Source organism: Kitasatospora sp. NPDC058063 (assembly GCF_042885395.1).
Lineage (GTDB): Bacteria > Actinomycetota > Actinomycetes > Streptomycetales > Streptomycetaceae > Kitasatospora > Kitasatospora lactacystinica.
This window is the reverse complement of sequence record NZ_JBHVSD010000031.1, coordinates 38,355-56,113: the sequence shown is the minus strand read 5'-3', so window position 1 is coordinate 56,113 and position 17,759 is coordinate 38,355. Positions and strand designations below refer to the sequence as shown.

The 17,759-nt window shown below is 70.7% G+C and carries 15 protein-coding genes; 10 read left to right on the top strand and 5 right to left on the bottom strand.

What is annotated here, in order from left to right; all coding sequences use genetic code 11:
• Positions 1-6: 6 nt before the first annotated feature.
• The 4 genes from ACFVUY_RS37195 to ACFVUY_RS37180 form a co-directional block, all read right to left on the bottom strand.
• Entirely contained in the window at positions 7-1,425 is a 1,419-nt protein-coding gene (locus tag ACFVUY_RS37195) for a dipeptidase (protein ID WP_387736572.1), read from the bottom strand.
• On the bottom strand, positions 1,418-1,855 hold the full coding sequence (locus ACFVUY_RS37190; RefSeq protein ID WP_387736571.1) for a hypothetical protein: 438 nt from the start codon (positions 1,853-1,855) through the stop codon (positions 1,418-1,420). Before ACFVUY_RS37190 ends, ACFVUY_RS37195 begins: the two co-directional genes overlap by 8 nt.
• The gene (locus ACFVUY_RS37185; protein ID WP_387736570.1) at positions 1,852-3,342 is read right to left on the bottom strand and encodes an APC family permease; all 1,491 of its coding nucleotides are present in this window, start codon (positions 3,340-3,342) and stop codon (positions 1,852-1,854) included. Before ACFVUY_RS37185 ends, ACFVUY_RS37190 begins: the two co-directional genes overlap by 4 nt.
• A 424-nt stretch (positions 3,343-3,766) precedes the next feature.
• The gene (locus ACFVUY_RS37180) at positions 3,767-4,561 is read right to left on the bottom strand and encodes a hypothetical protein (protein ID WP_387736569.1); all 795 of its coding nucleotides are present in this window, start codon (positions 4,559-4,561) and stop codon (positions 3,767-3,769) included.
• Between the two features lie 252 nt (positions 4,562-4,813).
• Here ACFVUY_RS37180 and ACFVUY_RS37175 point away from each other — a divergent pair, with 252 nt between their 5' ends.
• From ACFVUY_RS37175 to ACFVUY_RS37145, 7 genes are all read left to right on the top strand, one after another.
• On the top strand, positions 4,814-5,326 hold the full coding sequence (locus tag ACFVUY_RS37175) for a SigE family RNA polymerase sigma factor (RefSeq protein WP_387736568.1): 513 nt from the start codon (positions 4,814-4,816) through the stop codon (positions 5,324-5,326).
• The gene (locus tag ACFVUY_RS37170) at positions 5,319-6,152 is read left to right on the top strand and encodes a hypothetical protein (RefSeq protein WP_387736567.1); all 834 of its coding nucleotides are present in this window, start codon (positions 5,319-5,321) and stop codon (positions 6,150-6,152) included. Before ACFVUY_RS37175 ends, ACFVUY_RS37170 begins: the two co-directional genes overlap by 8 nt.
• A 393-nt stretch (positions 6,153-6,545) precedes the next feature.
• The gene (locus ACFVUY_RS37165; RefSeq protein WP_387736605.1) at positions 6,546-8,747 is read left to right on the top strand and encodes a M4 family metallopeptidase; all 2,202 of its coding nucleotides are present in this window, start codon (positions 6,546-6,548) and stop codon (positions 8,745-8,747) included.
• 307 nt (positions 8,748-9,054) lie between these two features.
• On the top strand, positions 9,055-11,295 hold the full coding sequence (locus tag ACFVUY_RS37160; RefSeq protein ID WP_387736566.1) for an RICIN domain-containing protein: 2,241 nt from the start codon (positions 9,055-9,057) through the stop codon (positions 11,293-11,295).
• Positions 11,296-11,520: 225 nt separating this feature from the next.
• Positions 11,521-12,165, top strand: coding sequence for a hypothetical protein (locus ACFVUY_RS37155; RefSeq protein ID WP_387736565.1), 645 nt, complete (start codon positions 11,521-11,523; stop codon positions 12,163-12,165).
• A gap of 590 nt (positions 12,166-12,755) precedes the next feature.
• A complete protein-coding gene (locus ACFVUY_RS37150; RefSeq protein WP_387736564.1) occupies positions 12,756-12,989 on the top strand; it encodes a hypothetical protein in 234 nt (77 codons plus the stop codon).
• Between the two features lie 161 nt (positions 12,990-13,150).
• Entirely contained in the window at positions 13,151-13,915 is a 765-nt protein-coding gene (locus ACFVUY_RS37145; protein WP_387736563.1) for a class I SAM-dependent methyltransferase, read from the top strand.
• A gap of 57 nt (positions 13,916-13,972) precedes the next feature.
• On the opposite strand, the gene ACFVUY_RS37140 is transcribed toward ACFVUY_RS37145, so the two are convergent.
• Entirely contained in the window at positions 13,973-14,410 is a 438-nt protein-coding gene (locus tag ACFVUY_RS37140; protein ID WP_387736562.1) for a TetR/AcrR family transcriptional regulator C-terminal domain-containing protein, read from the bottom strand.
• A 3-nt stretch (positions 14,411-14,413) separates the two neighbouring features.
• On the opposite strand from ACFVUY_RS37140, the gene ACFVUY_RS37135 reads away from it, so the two are divergent.
• The 3 genes from ACFVUY_RS37135 (at position 14,414) to ACFVUY_RS37125 (ending at position 17,538) form a co-directional block, all read left to right on the top strand.
• Positions 14,414-15,562: an FAD-dependent monooxygenase gene (locus ACFVUY_RS37135; protein ID WP_387736561.1), complete on the top strand. Its 1,149-nt coding sequence runs from the start codon at positions 14,414-14,416 to the stop codon at positions 15,560-15,562.
• 337 nt (positions 15,563-15,899) lie between these two features.
• Positions 15,900-16,400, top strand: coding sequence for a DUF4365 domain-containing protein (locus tag ACFVUY_RS37130; RefSeq protein ID WP_387736560.1), 501 nt, complete (start codon positions 15,900-15,902; stop codon positions 16,398-16,400).
• Position 16,401: 1 nt separating this feature from the next.
• Positions 16,402-17,538, top strand: a complete 1,137-nt coding sequence (locus ACFVUY_RS37125) for a hypothetical protein (protein WP_387736559.1) — start codon at positions 16,402-16,404, stop codon at positions 17,536-17,538.
• Positions 17,539-17,759 lie beyond the last annotated feature (221 nt).

Genomic DNA, 17,759 nt, shown 5'->3' with positions numbered 1-17,759 from the left:
CCACGATCAGCAGTAGTCCGCCGAGGAAGACGCGGCGCCGTCCGAAGACTGGCCGTGGTCGGCAGCGTAATAGCGCAGGAAGAGCGCTTCGGCGTGGGCCATCCGCTCGATCTCCGACGGTTCGACACTCTCGTTCGGTGCGTGGATCAGGCAGTGGGGCTCCTCGACGCCCATCAGGATCAGTTCAGCGTCGGGGAACGTGCCGGCGAGGGCGTTGCACAGCGGGATCGAGCCGCCCTGGCCGAGGAAGGAGACCGGTTTGCCGTAGGCGTCCCGCACCGCACGGTCGAGAGCGGCGTAAGCCGGGCCGTCCGTGGAGGCACGGAACGCCGAGCCGGTGCCCTCCCGTTCCACCTCGACCCTCGCACCCCACGGTGCCGCTGCCCCGAGGTGAGCGGCCAGCGCGTCGGCCGCGGCAGCGGCGTCCGTGCCGGGCGGCACACGCAGGCTGACCCGGGCCCTGGCCGTGGCGGGGACGGCGGCGGCGGAGCCGACCACCGGCGGGCAGTCGATGCCGAGGACGGTGACGGCCGGGCGCGCCCACAGCCGGTCCGCGACGCTTCCGGAGCCGAGCAGCCCGACCCCGTCCAGCACCCCGGCGTCCGCGCGGAACTGTTGCTCGTCGTAGCCGATCCCCGGCCAGATGCCGTCGTTGTCCAGGCCGTTGACACGGGTGGTGCCGTCGGTGTCGCGCAGGGAGTCCAGCATGCGGATCAGCGCGGCCAGGGCGTCCGGGGCGGGGCCGCCGAACATGCCGGAGTGCAGGTCCCCGGCCAGCGTGGAGACGGTCACGACGACGTTGGCCAGGCCGCGCAGCACGGTCGTCGCGGTGGGGATTCCCACGGCCGCGTTGCCGGTGTCGCAGATGAGCAGCGCGTCCGCCCGCAACTCGTCGGCGTGGTCGGGGACGTAGGCCTCCAGCCCGCCGGTGCCCTGCTCCTCGGAGCCTTCGACCACCAGCTTGAGGCCGACCGGGATGTCGTCGCCCAGTGCGCGCAGAGCCGTGAGGTGCATGACGATGTTGCCCTTGCAGTCGGCCGCGCCGCGCCCGTACCAGCGGCCGTCGCGCTCGGTGAGCTCGAACGGAGGGGACTGCCAGGCGGAGTCGTCGAGGGGCGGCTGCACGTCGTAGTGGCTGTAGAGCAGGACGGTGGGGGCTCCGGGCGGGGCCGGCCGGTGGCCGAGCACCGCGTGGCTGCCGTCCGGGGTCGCCGCGAGCCTGACGTCCTCCAGTCCTGCCTCGGCGAAGGCCGCGGCGACCCATTCGGCGGCGCGCAGGCAGTGCTCGGGCGGGAACTGGCGGGCGTCCGCGACCGAGGGGATCCGGACCAGCTCGGCGAGGTCGGCCTTCGCCCGGGGCATGAGTGCGGCCACCCGGTCGGCGAGGTCGTCGATCGGGTCGTTCGCCGGTCCGGGCTCAGTCATTGATCACGTCCGCGGTCTTGAGGCTGTTGATATTCTTCTGGTAGCCGTCCAGCCTGTCCGGGCAGTACACCTTGATCACCTCGGCGCCGGCCTCGAGGATCCGCTGGTCGGCGATGATCGGGCGCTGTCCGGGGCCGCCTGCTCCATTGGAGAGCTGGACCAGCCAGAGGGCGCGTTTGAGTGCCGAGTTGGGGTCGTCGCAGACGGTGCCTCCGCTGGTGCCGAGGGTGAGGGCGAGGTTCTCGACATTCTGGGGAGGGAAGCCCTGGGCGACGAGGGCGTCGTTCAGTTGGTTCGCCTTTCGGTGGGCCTCGTTGGTGGCTCGCTGCTGGGTGTACGTGAACAGTCCGATGATCATCATGGCGACCAGCACCACGATCGCGCCGATGTAGATCCAGCGGTGCTGGGACCGCATCAGGGTGGGGCTCACGCGGTGCCTCCGTCCACGGGAACGGCGTCCGCGTCGGGCTGGCGCCAACCGGGTTTGCGTGCCTTCAGGAAGCCGAAGGGGATGACCACTCCGAGGAGCAGCAGGCCGCCGCCGACGATGGCGACGTACGACCAGCCGCTGCCGCCGCTGAACTGGGAGGACGGGATGAAGCCGATCACCATGGCCAGCGCGGAGGCGACGAAACCGACCACGCAGAGCGTGGTGAGCACCGGCGCACGGTACCCGCGGGGGTGGTCCGGCAGCTTGCGGCGCAGTTGGATGGCGGCCAGGAACATCAGCAGATACATGATCAGGTAGACCTGGGTGGTGATCACCGAGAAGATCCAGTAGACACTGGACACGTTCGGGATCAGTGCGTACAGCAGGGCGATCACCGTGGTGAGCAGCCCCTGGGTGACCAGAATGTTCTGCTGGATGCCGTGCTTGTTGAGCTTCTGCAGGTAGGGCGGGAGGTAGCCCTCCTGGCGGGAGATCAGCAGCAGGCCCTTGGAGGGGCCGGCCAGCCAGGTGAGCATTCCGCCGAGCGAGGCGGCGCAGAGCGCGAACGCGACGATCGGGACCAGCCAGCCGATGTGGAAGTACTGGAAGAAGGCGTCGAAGGCCTGCATGACTCCGGCGGTGAGGCTGAGCTGGTCGGCCGGGATGACCCAACTGATGGCCAGGGCCGGCAGGATGAAGATCAGCAGCACCATGCCCATGGCCAGGAACATCGACTTCGGGAACTCCTTGGCCGGGTCACGGAGCTTGTTGACGTGGACCGCGTTCATCTCCATGCCGGAGTAGCTGAGGAAGTTGTTCACGATGAGCACCAGGCTGGCGATGCCGGTCCACTCGGGGAGGATGTGCGAGGCGTTCATCGGTGCGGCGGAGGCGTTGCCCTGGCCGAGGAAGACGAACCCGAGCAGGACCAGCAACGTGCCGGGGATCAGCGTGCCGATGATCAGGCCGCCGGAGGCCAGCCCCGCGACGGCGTTCGTGCCGCGGGAGGACACCCAGACACCGGTCCAGTACAGCACCACGATGACGATCGCGGTGTAGACGCCGTTGCTGGCCAGCGCCGGGTTGATCACGTAGGAGATCGTGCTGGCCACGAAGGCCAGCAGGCTGGGGTAGTAGAAGATCGTCATGGCGAACTGGCACCAGACGGCGAGGAAGGCCAGTGGCTTCGACAGCCCCTGCGCCACCCAGTTGTAGACACCGCCGCTCCAGCCGGAGGCCAGCTCGGCCGACACCAGCGCGGTGGGCAGCAGGAACACGATGGCCGGCACCAGGTACAGGAAGACACAGGCGAGGCCGTACACCGCCATGGTGGGCGAGGCACGCAGGCTCGCGACGGAGCTGGTCGTCATCAGCGCCAGCGTCAGCCAGGTGATCTTCTGCGATCCGGCCGCTGCCCGAGCAGCGTCCGCAGCCCGGGCGCTGCTCGATTGCTCGGCATCGTCCGCCGGCACCTCCGAACTGCTCATCGGAACCTCCTGCGCCGCGATCGGCTGTGAGCTGACACCTCACACAGAAGGATCGCCACGATGCACGCCGTCGGCATGCCGGAATGGACCGTCCGAAGCGCGCCGGGCACGCCGCAGGAGCCCGGATCACCCTCGGGCGGCACGGACGGGCGGGGCGACGCGTTCGAGAGCGCCGCCGTCCGAGGCAGTGGGGAAACCGGTAGGGGAGGCGCCTTGAGGGCGGTGGCCCAACAGGGGGCAGGCGGCCGGATGGACGGCGGTGAGCCGAAGGACTCGCACGATCCGGACGAGGTTCCGCGCGGCGACGCCGGGCCGTGGACCGGTCACAGGATTGAGCAAATTCGGTGGGTGGTGGAGCGGAGCCGCTCGTGGCCCGCGTTGCCGCCGGGCTGATCGCCCCACCACCGGGTGTCCGGTGTGATGCCTACGGGCGGGCGCCCTTGATGTTGGGCTGGGTCTTCTGGTTGTAGATCTCCTTGCCGTCCGCGTTGTAGGCGTGGACGTAGGGGGCCGGGGGGAAGGTGTTCGCGTTGGGACCGGTGGAGACGGCCGCGGTGTAGGCGAACGCGCCGCCGGCCATGACGGCCGGGTACTGGGTCGGGTCGTCGCCGTAGCTGATGGTGACCTTGGCGACGTCGGGTGTGTAGTGCCCGGCGCCCAGCGAGAGGTGCTGCCCGGCGCCGGTCGGCGTGCTGAAGCTGTCGAAGAACGAGATCAGGTGGCCGGTGCCCCACAGGCGGTCGTTGATGAACGTCGCCGGGGAGGACATGCTGTTGCCCTGGAGGCCCTTCGACTCGCACTGCACGTACTGGCCGGCGGAGTTGACGGCGACGACCACGCCGTCGGTGTCCGGCGAGGCGACGGGAGCGCGGACCGCGATCACCGCGTGGTACTGCGACGCGTCGGAGCCCAGGCAGGAGGCCAGGATCTCCGCGACGGCCCCGGCCTCGATCGGGGCCGTCGTCGTACTGGTGACCGTGAAAGCCGCCGGGGCGGCAGTCGCACCGGTGACGGCCGAGCCGCTGCCGGGGGCCACCGAGGCGCCGGCCGAGCCGGCGTCGGAGGCCGTGGCGGTGGGCGCACCGGAGGGCTTGTCGTGGGCCGTGGGGGTGGCGGTGGGCGTGGAGTTGCCGGTGGCGGCAGTGGCCATTCCCCCTGCGGTCGCGATGGCTGCGGCGGTGACGGTGGCGGCGATGAGCATGATCGGGCGGATGCGCATGAATCCGTGTCCTTTCCTGCGGGCGTCCGGTTGATGCCAGCACCCCTGTACGCCTCCCGACGCCCGGCAGGTCGCACCCCGCACACGTGATCCAGGTCATAGGTCGTGGGCGCAACGCCGGGGCGGGGCTCGTGCGTACAGGGCGGGAGGCTCAGCCCAGGACGCACGGATCCGCCGCCGCGGCCGAGGAGTGCTTCCTCGCGCGCCGCCTGTGCCGCGAGCCGACGGACAGCCCCGGAAGAGAGGCCCTTGATGACGCCACAGGAGTTCGACGCGTTCTACGCGGCGTCCTTCTCCCGCCTGACCGGGCAGCTCTACGCGATCACCGGCAACTGGTCCGAAGCACAGGACGTGGTCCAGGAGGCGTTCATCCGCGCGTGGGACCGACGGCGCACCTTCGACCCGGGCAACGCCCCGGAGGCATGGATCCGGACCACGGCCCGGCGGCTGGCCCTCTCCCGCTGGCGACGTCTGGCCCGGGGCCTGCACTTGGCCGGACGCCACCACCGCCAGGAACCAGCCACCGTCGAGCCGCCCACCGAGGAGCACCTGGTGCTGGTCGCCGCGCTCCGCGACCTGCCCGAGGCGCAGCGGATCGCTCTGGTCCTGCACCACATGTGCGATCTCTCCGTCGAGCAGGTCGCGGTCGAGACCGGCGCCGGCGTGAGCGCCGTCAAGAGCCGCCTCGCCCGCGGCCGGGCCGCGCTCGCGGCCAGACTCGCCGACCAGACCCCGACCAGCGAGGAAGGGAAGCTCCGTGTCTGACCCCGTCCACGACACCCTCGCCGACCGGCTGCGGCTGCTCGGCACGCAGATGCCCGCACCGGCCCTGCCCGCTGCGGAGATCCGCCGACGCGCCGACCGGCGCCGCCACCGCCGCCACCTCCGACGCGCCCTGGGCGCGACCGCGGCCTGCGCCGCGGCAACCCTGTACCTGGCTCTCCCGTCCGGGCCGCACTCACCGGGACCGCAGCAAGGAGCAGTTGCCACAGAGACCCCTTCCGTGCCGGCTTCCCCCCACCCTCCGGCGGCTTTCACGGTCACCAGTACGACGACGGCCCCGATCGAGGCCGGGGCCGTCGCGGAGATCCTGGCCTCCTGCCTGGGCTCCGACGCGTCGCAGTACCACGCGGTGATCGCGGTCCGCGCTCCCGTCGCCTCGCCGGACACCGACGGCGTGGTCGTCGCCGTCAACTCCGCCGGCCAGTACGTGCAGTGCGAGTCGAAGGGCCTCCAGGGCAACAGCATGTCCTCCCCGGCGACGTTCATCAACGACCGCCTGTGGGGCACCGGCCACCTGATCTCGTTCTTCGACAGCTTCAGCACGCCGACCGGCGCCGGGCAGTTCCTCTCGCTGGGCGCCGGGCACTACACACCCGACGTCGCCAAGGTCACCATCAGCTACGGCGACGACCCGACCCAGTACCCGGCCGTCATGGCCGGCGGCGCGTTCGTCCACACCGCGGCCGTCTCCACCAACCCCGACGGAAACTCCTTCCCCCCGGCCCCCTACGTCCACGCCTACAACGCGGACGGCAAGGAGATCTACAACCAGAAGACCCAGCCCACCGTCAAGAGCGCCCTCCGGTAGACGTCACACCGGACGCCCGGTGGTGGAGCCGTCGCCGGCTGGGGTCTGTTTTCCCCCGCATTACCCGCCTTCTGACGGTGTATTACCTCGACATTACGTCTATGACGAAGCATTCCGGCCAACTTGTCGCCGCACGGGTGACGTGTTTCCAACAAAGATGGCACTGTACCGTCCCATCGCTGCAGCGGCCCTTGCAGTCGCACGCGCACCACCCGCTGCGGTGATCACGTGGAGGTTGTCCCCCACTCGAACCACCAGCTCTACCGGGCGGCACCATCCCTGCCCTCCCGGCTGACTCCGGCCGCACCCACGCGGTCGTCGCAGAAGGAGTTCAGTGTGAATCGATCCTCCCGAAAGACCACCGGCGCGGGCGCGTTGACAGTCGGCGCCGCGATGATCGTGGCTGCTCTGACATCCGGTGTCGCCATCGCCGACGAGACCCCCGCCCAGGCCCCCGCCGAGGTCCGGGCCGCCGCCGGCGCGCTGCCGGTGCAGCTGTCGCCGGAGCAGCGCGGTGAGTTGCTGGCCTCGGCGGACGCGTCGCTGGCGGAGACCGCCAGGTCGCTGAAGCTGGGGTCGAAGGAGGCGCTGGTCGCCAGGGGCGTCACCAAGGACGCCGACGGCAGCGTGCACACCCGCTACGAGCGGACCTTCGACGGACTGCCGGTGCTCGGCGGCGACCTGGTCGTCCACACCGCCGCGGACGGCTCCTCGAAGGGCGTCACCAAGGCCACCGAGGCGGACATCGCCGTCGACACCACCGCCAAGGAGAGCGCCGAGGCGGCGAAGGGCCTCGCGCTCGACAGCGCCGGCAGCGCGAAGGTCGCGGAGCCGGCGGCCGACAGCGCCCGCAAGGTGGTCTGGGCCGCGTCCGGCACCCCGCGCCTCGCGTGGGAGACGGTGGTCACCGGCACGCAGGAGGACGGCACGCCGTCCGAGCTGCACGTCATCACCGACGCCAACTCCGGCAAGAAGATCTTCGAGTACCAGGGCATCGAGACCGGCGTCGGCAACAGCAAGTACTCGGGCCAGGTCACCATCGGCACCTCGGCGGCGGCCGGCGGCGGCTTCGCGCTGACCGACAACACCCGCGGCGGCCACAGCACCTACGACCTGAACGGCACCAGCTCCACCAGGAAGCTGTTCACCAATCCGACCGACACCTGGGGCGACGGCACCGTCTCCAACCGGCAGACCGCCGCCGTGGACGCCGCCTACGGCGCCCAACTCACCTGGGACTACTACAAGAACGTCCACGGCCGCAACGGCATCAAGGACGACGGCGTCGGCGCCTACACCCGGGTCCACTACGGCAACAACTACGTCAACGCGTTCTGGTCCGACAGCTGCTTCTGCATGACCTACGGCGACGGCGCGGGCAACGTCAAGCCGCTGACCTCCATCGACGTCGGCGCCCACGAGATGACCCACGGCGTCACCTCCGCCACCGCGAACCTGATCTACAGCGGCGAGTCCGGCGGCCTGAACGAGGCCACCTCGGACATCATGGCCGCCGCCATCGAGTTCTGGGCCGACAACCCGGAGGACAAGGGCGACTACCTGGTCGGCGAGAAGATCGACATCAGGGGCAACGGCAGCCCGCTGCGCTACATGGACAAGCCCTCCAAGGACGGTCGCTCCAGGGACTCCTGGTCGTCCGACCTCGGCTCCATCGACGTGCACTACTCCTCCGGCCCGGCCAACCACTGGTTCTACCTGGCCTCCGAGGGCAGCGGCAGCAAGACCGTCAACGGCGTGGCCTACGACTCCCCGACCTCCGACGGCCTGCCGGTGGCCGGCATCGGCCGGGACGCGGCCGCCAAGATCTGGTACCGGGCGCTGACCACCTACATGACCTCGTCGACCAACTACGCGGCGGCCCGCACCGCCACCCTGCAGGCCGCCGCCGACCTGTACGGGCCGACCAGCGCGACCTACATGAACACCGCCAACGCCTGGGCGGCCATCAACGTCGGCCCGCGCGTCGTCGACGGCCTCCTGCTGGACCCCGTCGCCAGCCAGATCACCGCGATCGGCGCCCCCGCCGATCTCCAGATCAAGGCCGCCAACTTCAACCCCGGCATCGTCACCTACCACGCGACCGGCCTCCCCGAGGGCCTGACGCTCCACCCGGTCACCGGCCGCGTCACCGGCGTCCCGGCCCTCACCGGCACCTACACGGTCACCGTCACCGCCAAGGCCTCCCACCACAGCAGCCTCGCGACGACGTTCACCTGGAAGGTCTCCCGGGGCATCTTCGCGAACACCACCCCTGTGCAGATTCCGGACGGGGGCCCTGCGATCTTCTCGGACATCGTCATCGACCGGATCCCGGGCCAGGCGCCGAGCGACCTCAAGGTGGGTGTGGACATCAAGCACACCTGGCGCGGTGACCTGGTCGTCGACCTGGTCGGCCCGGACGGCACGGTGTACTCGCTGAAGAAGAGCAACGTCGGCGACTCGGGCGACAACGTCATCGAGACCTACACGGTCGACGCCTCCGCCCAGCTCGCCAACGGCACCTGGCGGCTCCGGGTGCAGGACATGTACCGCACCGACTCGGGCCGCATCGACGGTTGGAAGCTCATCTTCTGACCGTGTCCGTACCGGGCACCGGGCACTGAGCACCGGGCACTGAGCGCTGAGCTCTGAGGTGATCCGGTCGGCGAAGGCACTGACTTCGCCGACCGGATCACCTCTTGGCCGTGCGGCACGGGCCGTCGCCGGGCTCCGGACCACCCCGGCCGGAACCGGCTCCGCTGCCGCCCGCGGTTCGAACGCGCTGAATATTTTCGCAAGATGTTTCTGTTATCGCCGGTCGTCCCTCGTGCTCTCCGGAGTGTCGGAAGGCCCGGACCCCCACACCACAGGGTCCGGGTCATCGCACGAGGAAAGGAACGCGATGGGACACCGGAGCACCGAGCTTCGCCGGCGCAAGCGCCGCAGGCTCACCCGCAGGAGCGCCCTGGTCGCCGCGGCGGTGGCGGCAGGGCTGCTGGCGGGAACGCTCGGCATCCGCACCGCGCTGGAGCCGGCGGCCCTGAACGGCGCCGTCACGGCCGCGGCCGACGGGGTCGACGGTTCGGGGACGCAGGCCGGGCTGGTCGGCTACGACGGCGGACCGGGGGAGACCGGCACCGCCGAGGGGGCCACCCAGGCGCCCGCCCCGAAGCGGGACCAGAAGGCCGCGCCGCTCAAGGCGATACCCAAGGACGAGCCCGAACGCGGCCTGGTCTACGCCGGATTGAGCCTGCCGGGCAGCGACCGCTGCGGCGGCACGCTGGAGGTCACCGGCAGCACCCAGTGCAGCCACGGCCCGGACGTCCCGCCCAAGGGCGTGGACATCCGCCAGGACGTCCCGCCGGTCGCGGCCCCGGTCGCTCGGACGCCCGCGCTCACCGCCGCGGCCGGAGCCCAGGCACCCGCCGCCGCCGACCTGCTGAAGGGCTCCGCGCCCGTCCTGGACGCCACGCAGAAGGCACTGCTCGGCGGCGCCGGTACCGCCGCGGACGCCGCCCCGGCCGGAGCGGACGCGCCCGCCGGGTCGAAGCTGGTCTGCGAGGGCGACGGCAGCAGCGGCAACCGCGTCCAGGTGGTGTACGTCCACAGCCCGGGCAACGACCGCTTCGCCCAGTACCTCGCCTCGTTCAAGAAGTGGGCCGCCGACGTCGACGTCATCTACAACGCCAGCGCCGCGGAGACCGGCGGCGAACGGCACGTCCGCTTCGTCACCGAGTCCGACTGCAGCGCCTCGGTGCTGAACGTGCAGATCTCCGACGCCGAGATCCAGGACTTCAACGCGAGCAACCGGGCCCTCACCGCGCAGGGGTTCAACCGCAAGGACCGCAAGTACATGATGTTCACCGACGCCAAGGTGTACTGCGGGATCGGCACCTTCGCCGGCGACGAGCGCCCCGGCCAGGACAACCTGAGCAACTTCGGTCCCTCGTACGGCCGGACCGACTCCGGGTGCTGGGGCGGCAGCACCGCCGCCCATGAACTCGGCCACAACCTGGGCGCGGTGAACAACAGCGCGCCCAACTCCAGCAAGGCCGGGCACTGCGTCGACGAGTGGGACGTGATGTGCTACTCGGACGCCCCCGACTACCCGCAGATGCGGACCGTCTGCCCGGACCGCGCCCATGACGACCGGCTCGACTGCAACCACGACGACTACTACAACACCTCACCGTCGCCGGGCAGTTACCTCACCACGCACTGGAACGTCGCCAACAACCGCTTCCTCGTCGCCGGTGGCGGCAGCGGCCCCACCCCGACGCCCACCCCGACGCCCACCCCGACTCCGACCGGCACGCCGACCCGCACGCCCTCGCCGTCCCCGACGCCCACCGGCAGCACCACCCCCACGCCGACCGGCTCCCCGTCGCCGACCGCGACCCCGACCGCGACACCGACTGCGACCCCCACTCCGACCGCGACCCCCACGGCGGGCAACACCGGCCCCGCGGTGGCCGTCAGCCAGGTCACCCAGAACTCCGCCGTGCTCAGCTGGACCGCCGTACCCGCCGCAGCCGGCTACGACGTACTGCTGAACGGCCAGGCGATCGGCACCGTCCGCTCGACGGTGGTCGGCGTGGTCCGCCTCGCCCCCGGCACCTCGTACACCGTGGCCGTGGCCGTCCGCGACGCCGCCGGAGCGGTCGGCAAGCCCGGTCGCACCGCCACCTTCCGCACGGTCACCGACACCGGCCGCCCGCAGCCGGGCACGCGCTACACGATGGTCAACGGACTGACCGGGCAGGCCGCCGACCTGTGGGGCAGCTCGATGAACGACGGGACCGTGGCCATCGCCTACCAGCGCACCGGCTACGCCAACCAGAAGTGGCAGTTCGAGGACGCCGGGAAGGGCGCGGTGCGGATCAAGTCCGCGCGCTCCGGCAAGTGCCTGCAGCTCGGCGGCGCCCCGGTGGCCGGTCAGTACGTCGCCCAGCAGCCGTGCTCCGACACGGCCGCGCAGAAGTGGCAGCTCAACGCCGTCGAGGGCGGGTTCACCGTCACCGCGGACGGCGGCTCGCTCGTGCTGGGGCTCAGCACTCGCTGGTACTACGGCGGTTGGCTGCTGGAGCTGCAGCAGGCGAACGGCCGGCCGCAGCAGAACTGGTCGCTCCTGAAGACCACGTAAGCAGGCACCTCCGACCGACCGCGGGCCGCGCGCCCGAGGATCGTGGCCCGGCAGCCCGGCAGCCCGGCAGCCCGGCAGCCCGGTGCCACGGTCCCGTACGTCGCCCGACCCGCGCGCCGGGCGACCCGCGCGCCGGGCGCGGCCACCCGTTCCGGGGCGGCCGCGCCCGGCGCCGCCCCCGTTTCCCGTACCCGTCCTCCCACACCGCCCCGAGGAACACCCGCCATGCGAACCCGCCCGCTCCTCGCCGCCTGCGCCCTCGCGGCCGCGGCCGTCCTGCCCGCCGCCGCACCGGCCGGTGCCCACGGCGACAGCGTCCACCTGGACGTCACCGGCCAGCAGAACGGTCACGTCAGCACCGTCGCCACCTGGGAGAACGACCACGACCCGGTCACCGAGGAGTTCGCCGGCACGCTCTCCGCCACCGCGGCGGACGGCCGGGCGGTGGGCCCCTGGCGACTGGTCGGCGTCCCGGGCCGCCCGGGGACGTACACCACCCGGGAGATCCTGCCCGCCGGGCACTGGCAGGTGACCGTCGACTGCGCCTTCCCCTCGCTCGGCCATGCCCAGCGCGAACTGGACGTGGCGGACGCCGTCATCGACGACCCGGTGCCCGCCGGCACGGCGGCCGCGTCGCCCCCGGCCGGTGTGCCGGCGGCCGCATCGACGGGGACGGGCGCCGGGCCCGTCCCGGTGCCCATCGGAGGGCCGGTGTCCGAGCCCGCTCCCGCCGGTTCCGCACCGACCGCGGCCTCCGGCTCCGCTCGCCACACCTCCGACTCCACCACCTGGGCCGCCGCCGGCACCGCCGTCGCGGCTGTGCTGCTGGCCTGCATCGGGCTCTGGCTCCGCCGGCGCCGCCGGGCCTGAGCCGCCGGCCCCGGCCGCCGGGCGGGCGGACGCGGCCGACGGCGGTCGGGCCCTGTGAGGCGGTGGCCGCGCGGCGGGAGCCCCGTGCAGGTCGGATCGGCGTCTCGGCGTGGGTGCGGAGGTGGGGAGCGCGGCTGACCCTGCGGCCGGCTCCCCACCAGTCGAATACGCAGGTCAGCGGGTGCGGCCCCGCGGCTTGAGCGGGGTGCCGCATGTGGAGCTCGAAACGCTGGAGGGCGGCCCGGTCCGGCCGCCCTCCAGCGTTCCCGAAGTACCTGTTTGTGAGCCTGCCCTGACAGGTTGTCCTCGCCAGCGGCGGTACGGCTGCTCGTCATCGCGGTGCACGGTGGCGCCGCTGGTGTCCACCGGGGGCGCCCTGTTCCTGGCGGGTCGGGGAGGGCCACCGGCTTGGCCTCGTTGGCCGGGAATACGACACCTCAGGGATAAGTGCTCTCCGCCGGCACAACGAGCGCCAAGCTCGGTCGGCTGGACTGCCCCCGCGACCGACACCCATTCCGCAGCGTCCATGCTCGTCGACCGTGTTCGTTCGATTACGGCGAGCCATGGAGCTTCTTGGGGGAGAGCAGCCGATGTCCGACTCGGTGAGGTACACCGTTCAGCCCGACGCGCTGGACCACGTGACCACGGGACTCAGCAACGTCGCAACGGACTTGGCCCCGGCCAACCAGGCCTACACCGCGCAGAAGCCCTATCAGTCAGCCGACTTCGGCGAGTTCGGTGTGGACCAGGCGTGGGCGGGCTTCGACACCAACTGGAGCCAGGAACTGCACGCCGTCTCCCCGAACCGGGAGGGCGGGAGCTGATGCGGCGCGGCCCTCTCCGCTGTGACGGGTGATCCTGGCCGCCGTCGGCCGCGTTCACCCGAACGAGACCTCCGTTCGTGGACACCGCTCAAGATCGGAAGGCCAAGGGCCACTGAGTATTGCCGAGCGCCGTCTGTCCCGGTCGTGCCAGGATGCTCGGCATGTCTACTCGTGCACTGAGCTTCGGCGCGATTGCGGAGGCCTACGAAAGGTTCCGGCCGGGGTATCCCGAAGAGCTCTTCGACCTGGTGCTCGCGTATGCGGGCCGGCCGGTTCGGACGGCCCTGGAGATCGGTGCGGGGACAGGCAAAGCAACCCGCCTGTTCGCCGCGCACGGGGTCGCGGTCACGGCCACGGAACCCGACGCAGCCATGCTCACCGAGCTGCGCAAGACGGTGCCCGCAAACGTGACGACCGTCCGGGCCGCGTTCGAGGAGCTGCGGCCAGGCAAGACCTACGGGTTGGTCTATGCGGCGGCAGCCCTGCATTGGACACGCCCGGAGAGTCGGTGGTCAAGCGTGGCCGCGCTACTGGATCCAGAGGGCGTGGTTGCCTCATTCGGCGGCCCGGTTCAGCTGGCTGACCCAGCTGTCGAGGAAGCTGTGCAGGCCGCACGGGCGCCGTTCCTGGAAAGCGACGAGGTTCCGTCTCCCGACGGGACCGCTCCGGACAAGGCGATGCAGTGGCCGGGCACGGAGCTGCAACGGTCTCAGTTCTTCCTCGACGTTCAGCAGTCCGTCATCAAGCGGCGCCTGACGATGAGCGCTCCTGACTATGTTGGCTACCTGTCGACTGTCTCGGCGTATCTCCAACTGCCGCAATCGAGGCGACAGCAGGCGTACGAGGCGATCACACGGATCCTGCCCGGGACAGTCGAGATCGCCGCCGACATCATCGTCCATCTCGCGCGTCGGCGATCCGAGTAGCGGCGACATTCCTCCTTGGGACCACGCGAGCCGCTGAGACTCCCTGATGGCACGGGCTCATTGGACGCGTCGGCTCCTCGTGGTCGAACGATCGTTGGCCGACAGGGAAGTGGCTCGCGTCGCGGTGCGGTGCACCAGGCCGTCCAGGATGAGGGTCAGGCCGGCCTCGAATGCCGACTCGTGGTCGATCTCGGGCATGTCCACCTGCGGATCCGAGTCGTCGCCGGAGCCGGCATCCGCCTGTTCCTCCAGGACGCTGCCGACCGTGAAACGGCCGGCGGTCAGCATCGCCATCTGCGCGTCCCGCTCAGGCACCCCGGAGGTGACCAGGAAGTCCATCTTGTGGCGGATCCGGTCGAGGTCGCCCGCGGGGGTGCTGCCCGCGTGGAGGCGTGCGCCGTCCCGGCGCAGCAGCAGGGTGCGCCGGAAGCTTCGCGTGTTGTCCAGGAACCAGTCGCACCAGTCGTCGTCGGGCGTCGGCAGCGGGGCGGCCACAGAGTGACCGTCGTCGAACGCTTTCCGGTGCTGCGGGCCACCGGGGCGCAGGTGGACCTCCGGGGGCAGGGCATCGAGGCCGTCGAACGGATGGGGCTCCTTGACGCCGTCCGCAGCAAGCTGGTGGACGAGGCGGGTGTCGCCTTCGTCGACGCGCGCGGCAGGACCAGGGCGACGATCATGGCCAACACCTCCGGCCGGGGCCGGCAGAGCCTCACCTCCGAGTACGAGATCATGCGCGGTGACCTGGTACGCATCCTGCACGACGCGTCGAAGGACGACGCCGAGTACGTCTTCGGCGTGAGCGTGGACGGCTTCGAGCAGGACGGACAGAAGGTCGTCGCGCACTTCTCCGACGGCTCCTTCGGCGAGTTCGACCTCCTGGTCGGCGCCGACGGGCAGGGATCGCGCATCCGGCGGGCGATCCTCCCTGCGGACTGCGACCCGTACTGGCGGATCGGCATCCACATGGCCTACTGGTTCGTGCCGCGCATCGCGTCCGACAGCAACATCCGGGACACCTGCATGGTCCCGGGCGGCCGTCAGATCATGCGCCGCAGCCACAACCCGACCGAGACCCAGGTGTACTTCGTGATGCGGGAGGAATCCGAGGAAGCCTCGGCGATCCACCGGGAACCCGTCGCGCGCCAGCGGGAGTTCTGGGCGAGCAGGTTCCGCGACGCAGGGTGGCAGACCGAGCGCTTCATCGACGGCATGCGGACGAGCCCCTTCTTCTACTCCCAGGAGATCGTCCAGGTCCGAACCGGCACCTGGTCCAAGGGCCGCGTGGTCCTCGCCGGCGATGCCGCCCACTGTGCCTCCCCGTACAGCGGCATGGGGATCTCCGGCGGCCTCGTGGGCGCCTACGTACTGGCCGGCGAGATCAACCGGCACCCGGGCGACCTGCCGACCGCACTGGCGAACTACGACCGCGTGCTGCGGCCCTTCGTCGAGGAGATCCAGGGCGCGGTGAATCCGCGCCTCCTGCGCCTGGGCATGCCGACGACCCGGCGTGCGATCGACATCCTCCAGGCCGCCACCGCACTGGCCTGCTTCCTGCACGTCCCCGATCTCGCGGCGCGCTTCTCGAAGGGCGACCGCGGCGGCGGTTGGCGGCTCCCCGAGCACCCGGCGCCGACCGGCGCCGCCTGAAAGCGGCGGGACATCGGGGGCCGACGGCCGTTGCGAGCAGCGCGGCCAGAAGGACGGCGCTGGTCCGCAGAATGATCAGCGCCCCCTCGACTCCTGCCGCGCAAGGGCCGGCCCGACCTCAAGGCCTGCGAGCTCCGATACAGGGTGGAGCAGTGACCGGCCCCGACGGCGGCCACCGCTTTTCGGTGAAGCGCAGCCTTCGCGACCCGGGGCCGCCGTAGACCGGAAGCGCTGCACGGGCCGGATGGGGTTGTTCGTCGGGGGCGGGCCCTCTTCCTCAACTGACGGGGAGCGCCTATCCTCGCGACCACGCCATGCTCAGGTGGGGGGAGCGAACGTGCCGGTCGAGGCGACGAGTTGGCAGAAGGAGCAGGTCAGTCGAGCCTACGTGCACGCCCTGGCCACCCAGGGTGGCTACACGATCGGCGAATGGAACGTCGACAAGGACGGCGTCGACGTGACCCTTCGCTCCCGTGGGCTGATGATCGACATCCAGCTCAAGTGCACGCAGAGTCCGCGGCTGACGCGGGACGGGTACAGCTTTGACCTCGACATCGCGACGTACGACAAGCTCCGCCATCCCGAACGGTCCGCTCCCGGGCACCTTGCCCTGCTGATCGTTCCGCCGGACATCGGGCGTTGGGTCACTCACCAGCAGGAAGCCATCGTCCTCGCCTGCCACGGGTACTGGGCCTCACTTCAGGGTATGAGCGCTGCGGGCGGACGGTCGACGACCATCAGGATCCCGCGCCAGCAGGAGTTGACGGCGAAGGCCATGGCAACCATGTTCGATGCGGCGCGTCGCATGACCCTGGGCGGCCTGCGGGGGCTGAACTGAGATGGTGGACAGCGCACTCGCCTTCGGCCCCAACGAGATCCGAAGCTATCTGAAGGTCAACGGCTGGGCGCCCGTGGACGGCGGCGAGCTGGCTGAGCTGTGGAGCCTGCCGGGTTTGGCGGACGAGGTCGTCCTCGTGCCGCTCAAGCCGAGCGCACCGGACTTCACCAAGCGTGTGCACATCCTGCTGAACGACCTCGCACGCGTGCAGGAGCAGGAAGCCCGTGCAGTCCACGATGCGATCACCACCGTGTACCACGACGTCACCGATCTACGAGCCTCGCACCCGTCATTGAGTGACGGGTCGATCCCGCTCGAAGCGGGCTACGAGCTGTTCGTCTCCGCGAAGCGTCTGCGCGTGGCCGCGGCAGCCGCCACCCTCCGACGGCAGGGCCACTTCCGCAACTTTCCTTCCCGGGCGCGTGAACAGGCCCGCGAGGTTCGGATCGGCCAGACCCGTCGGGGGTCGTACATCGTGCCGATCATCAGCCAGGCGCGCTCGCCGCTCGAGGTCTACATGCCCGGCCAGAGCGACATCGACGCCGGCGTCGAGGAGGTCCTCTTCGACCGGCGGGTGACCGCGACCATGTCGCGTGCCCTCGGTGTCCTGGAGGACCTGGCCGGAGCCGGGCGCGAGCCGACCCCGAGCGAGATCACCGACAGCGTGGGTGAGGGCGTCTCCTACGAGCTGTGCCAGGCCTTGGCCAAGGTCGTCAACGCCGATTCGGTCAACGCGCTCGACGTCTCCTTCAACTGGTCTCGCGTCGCCGCCCCTCCACCGGGCGCACCGCCCCAGGTGACCTTCAACCAGGATGCGATCGAGATCCTGGACAGGGTGTCCACCCAGCTCAAGACGCGCACCTCCACCAGACAGCACCTGGTCTACGGGGTCGTCACCAACTTGAGCCGCCAACCCGACGACGAGGACGGCCGTGTCGGCGTGCGGACACTGCTCCAACGCCGGATCCGGGTCGTATGGATGACCCTTCCGCCGGATGTCTACCACGTCGCCGTCCGCTGCCATGACGAAGGAGTACCCGTACAGGTCCAAGGCGTCCTGACCAGCCCTCCCGGCGGCCACGCCACGATGGAGGTCAGCCACTTTGGCCCGGATCCCTCGCTGCCGTTGAGTCCGTAGGTGCCTGCCTGCGCGTTCTGACATGGCGGTTCGAGATCCCGCTGAAAGCTCGGTCAGCACCGCGTAGCCACCGCCCGAGGGCACCAAGTTGGCGGATCCGTAACTCGGCAAGTGACGGTACGGGCGTTGCTCGGTCTGAAACGCGAGTATGACCCGTACTTTCGCCGACGTTGATTGACGGGACCGACCCGCCAGCACGCCGAACCGTTCAGTGTGCAGCG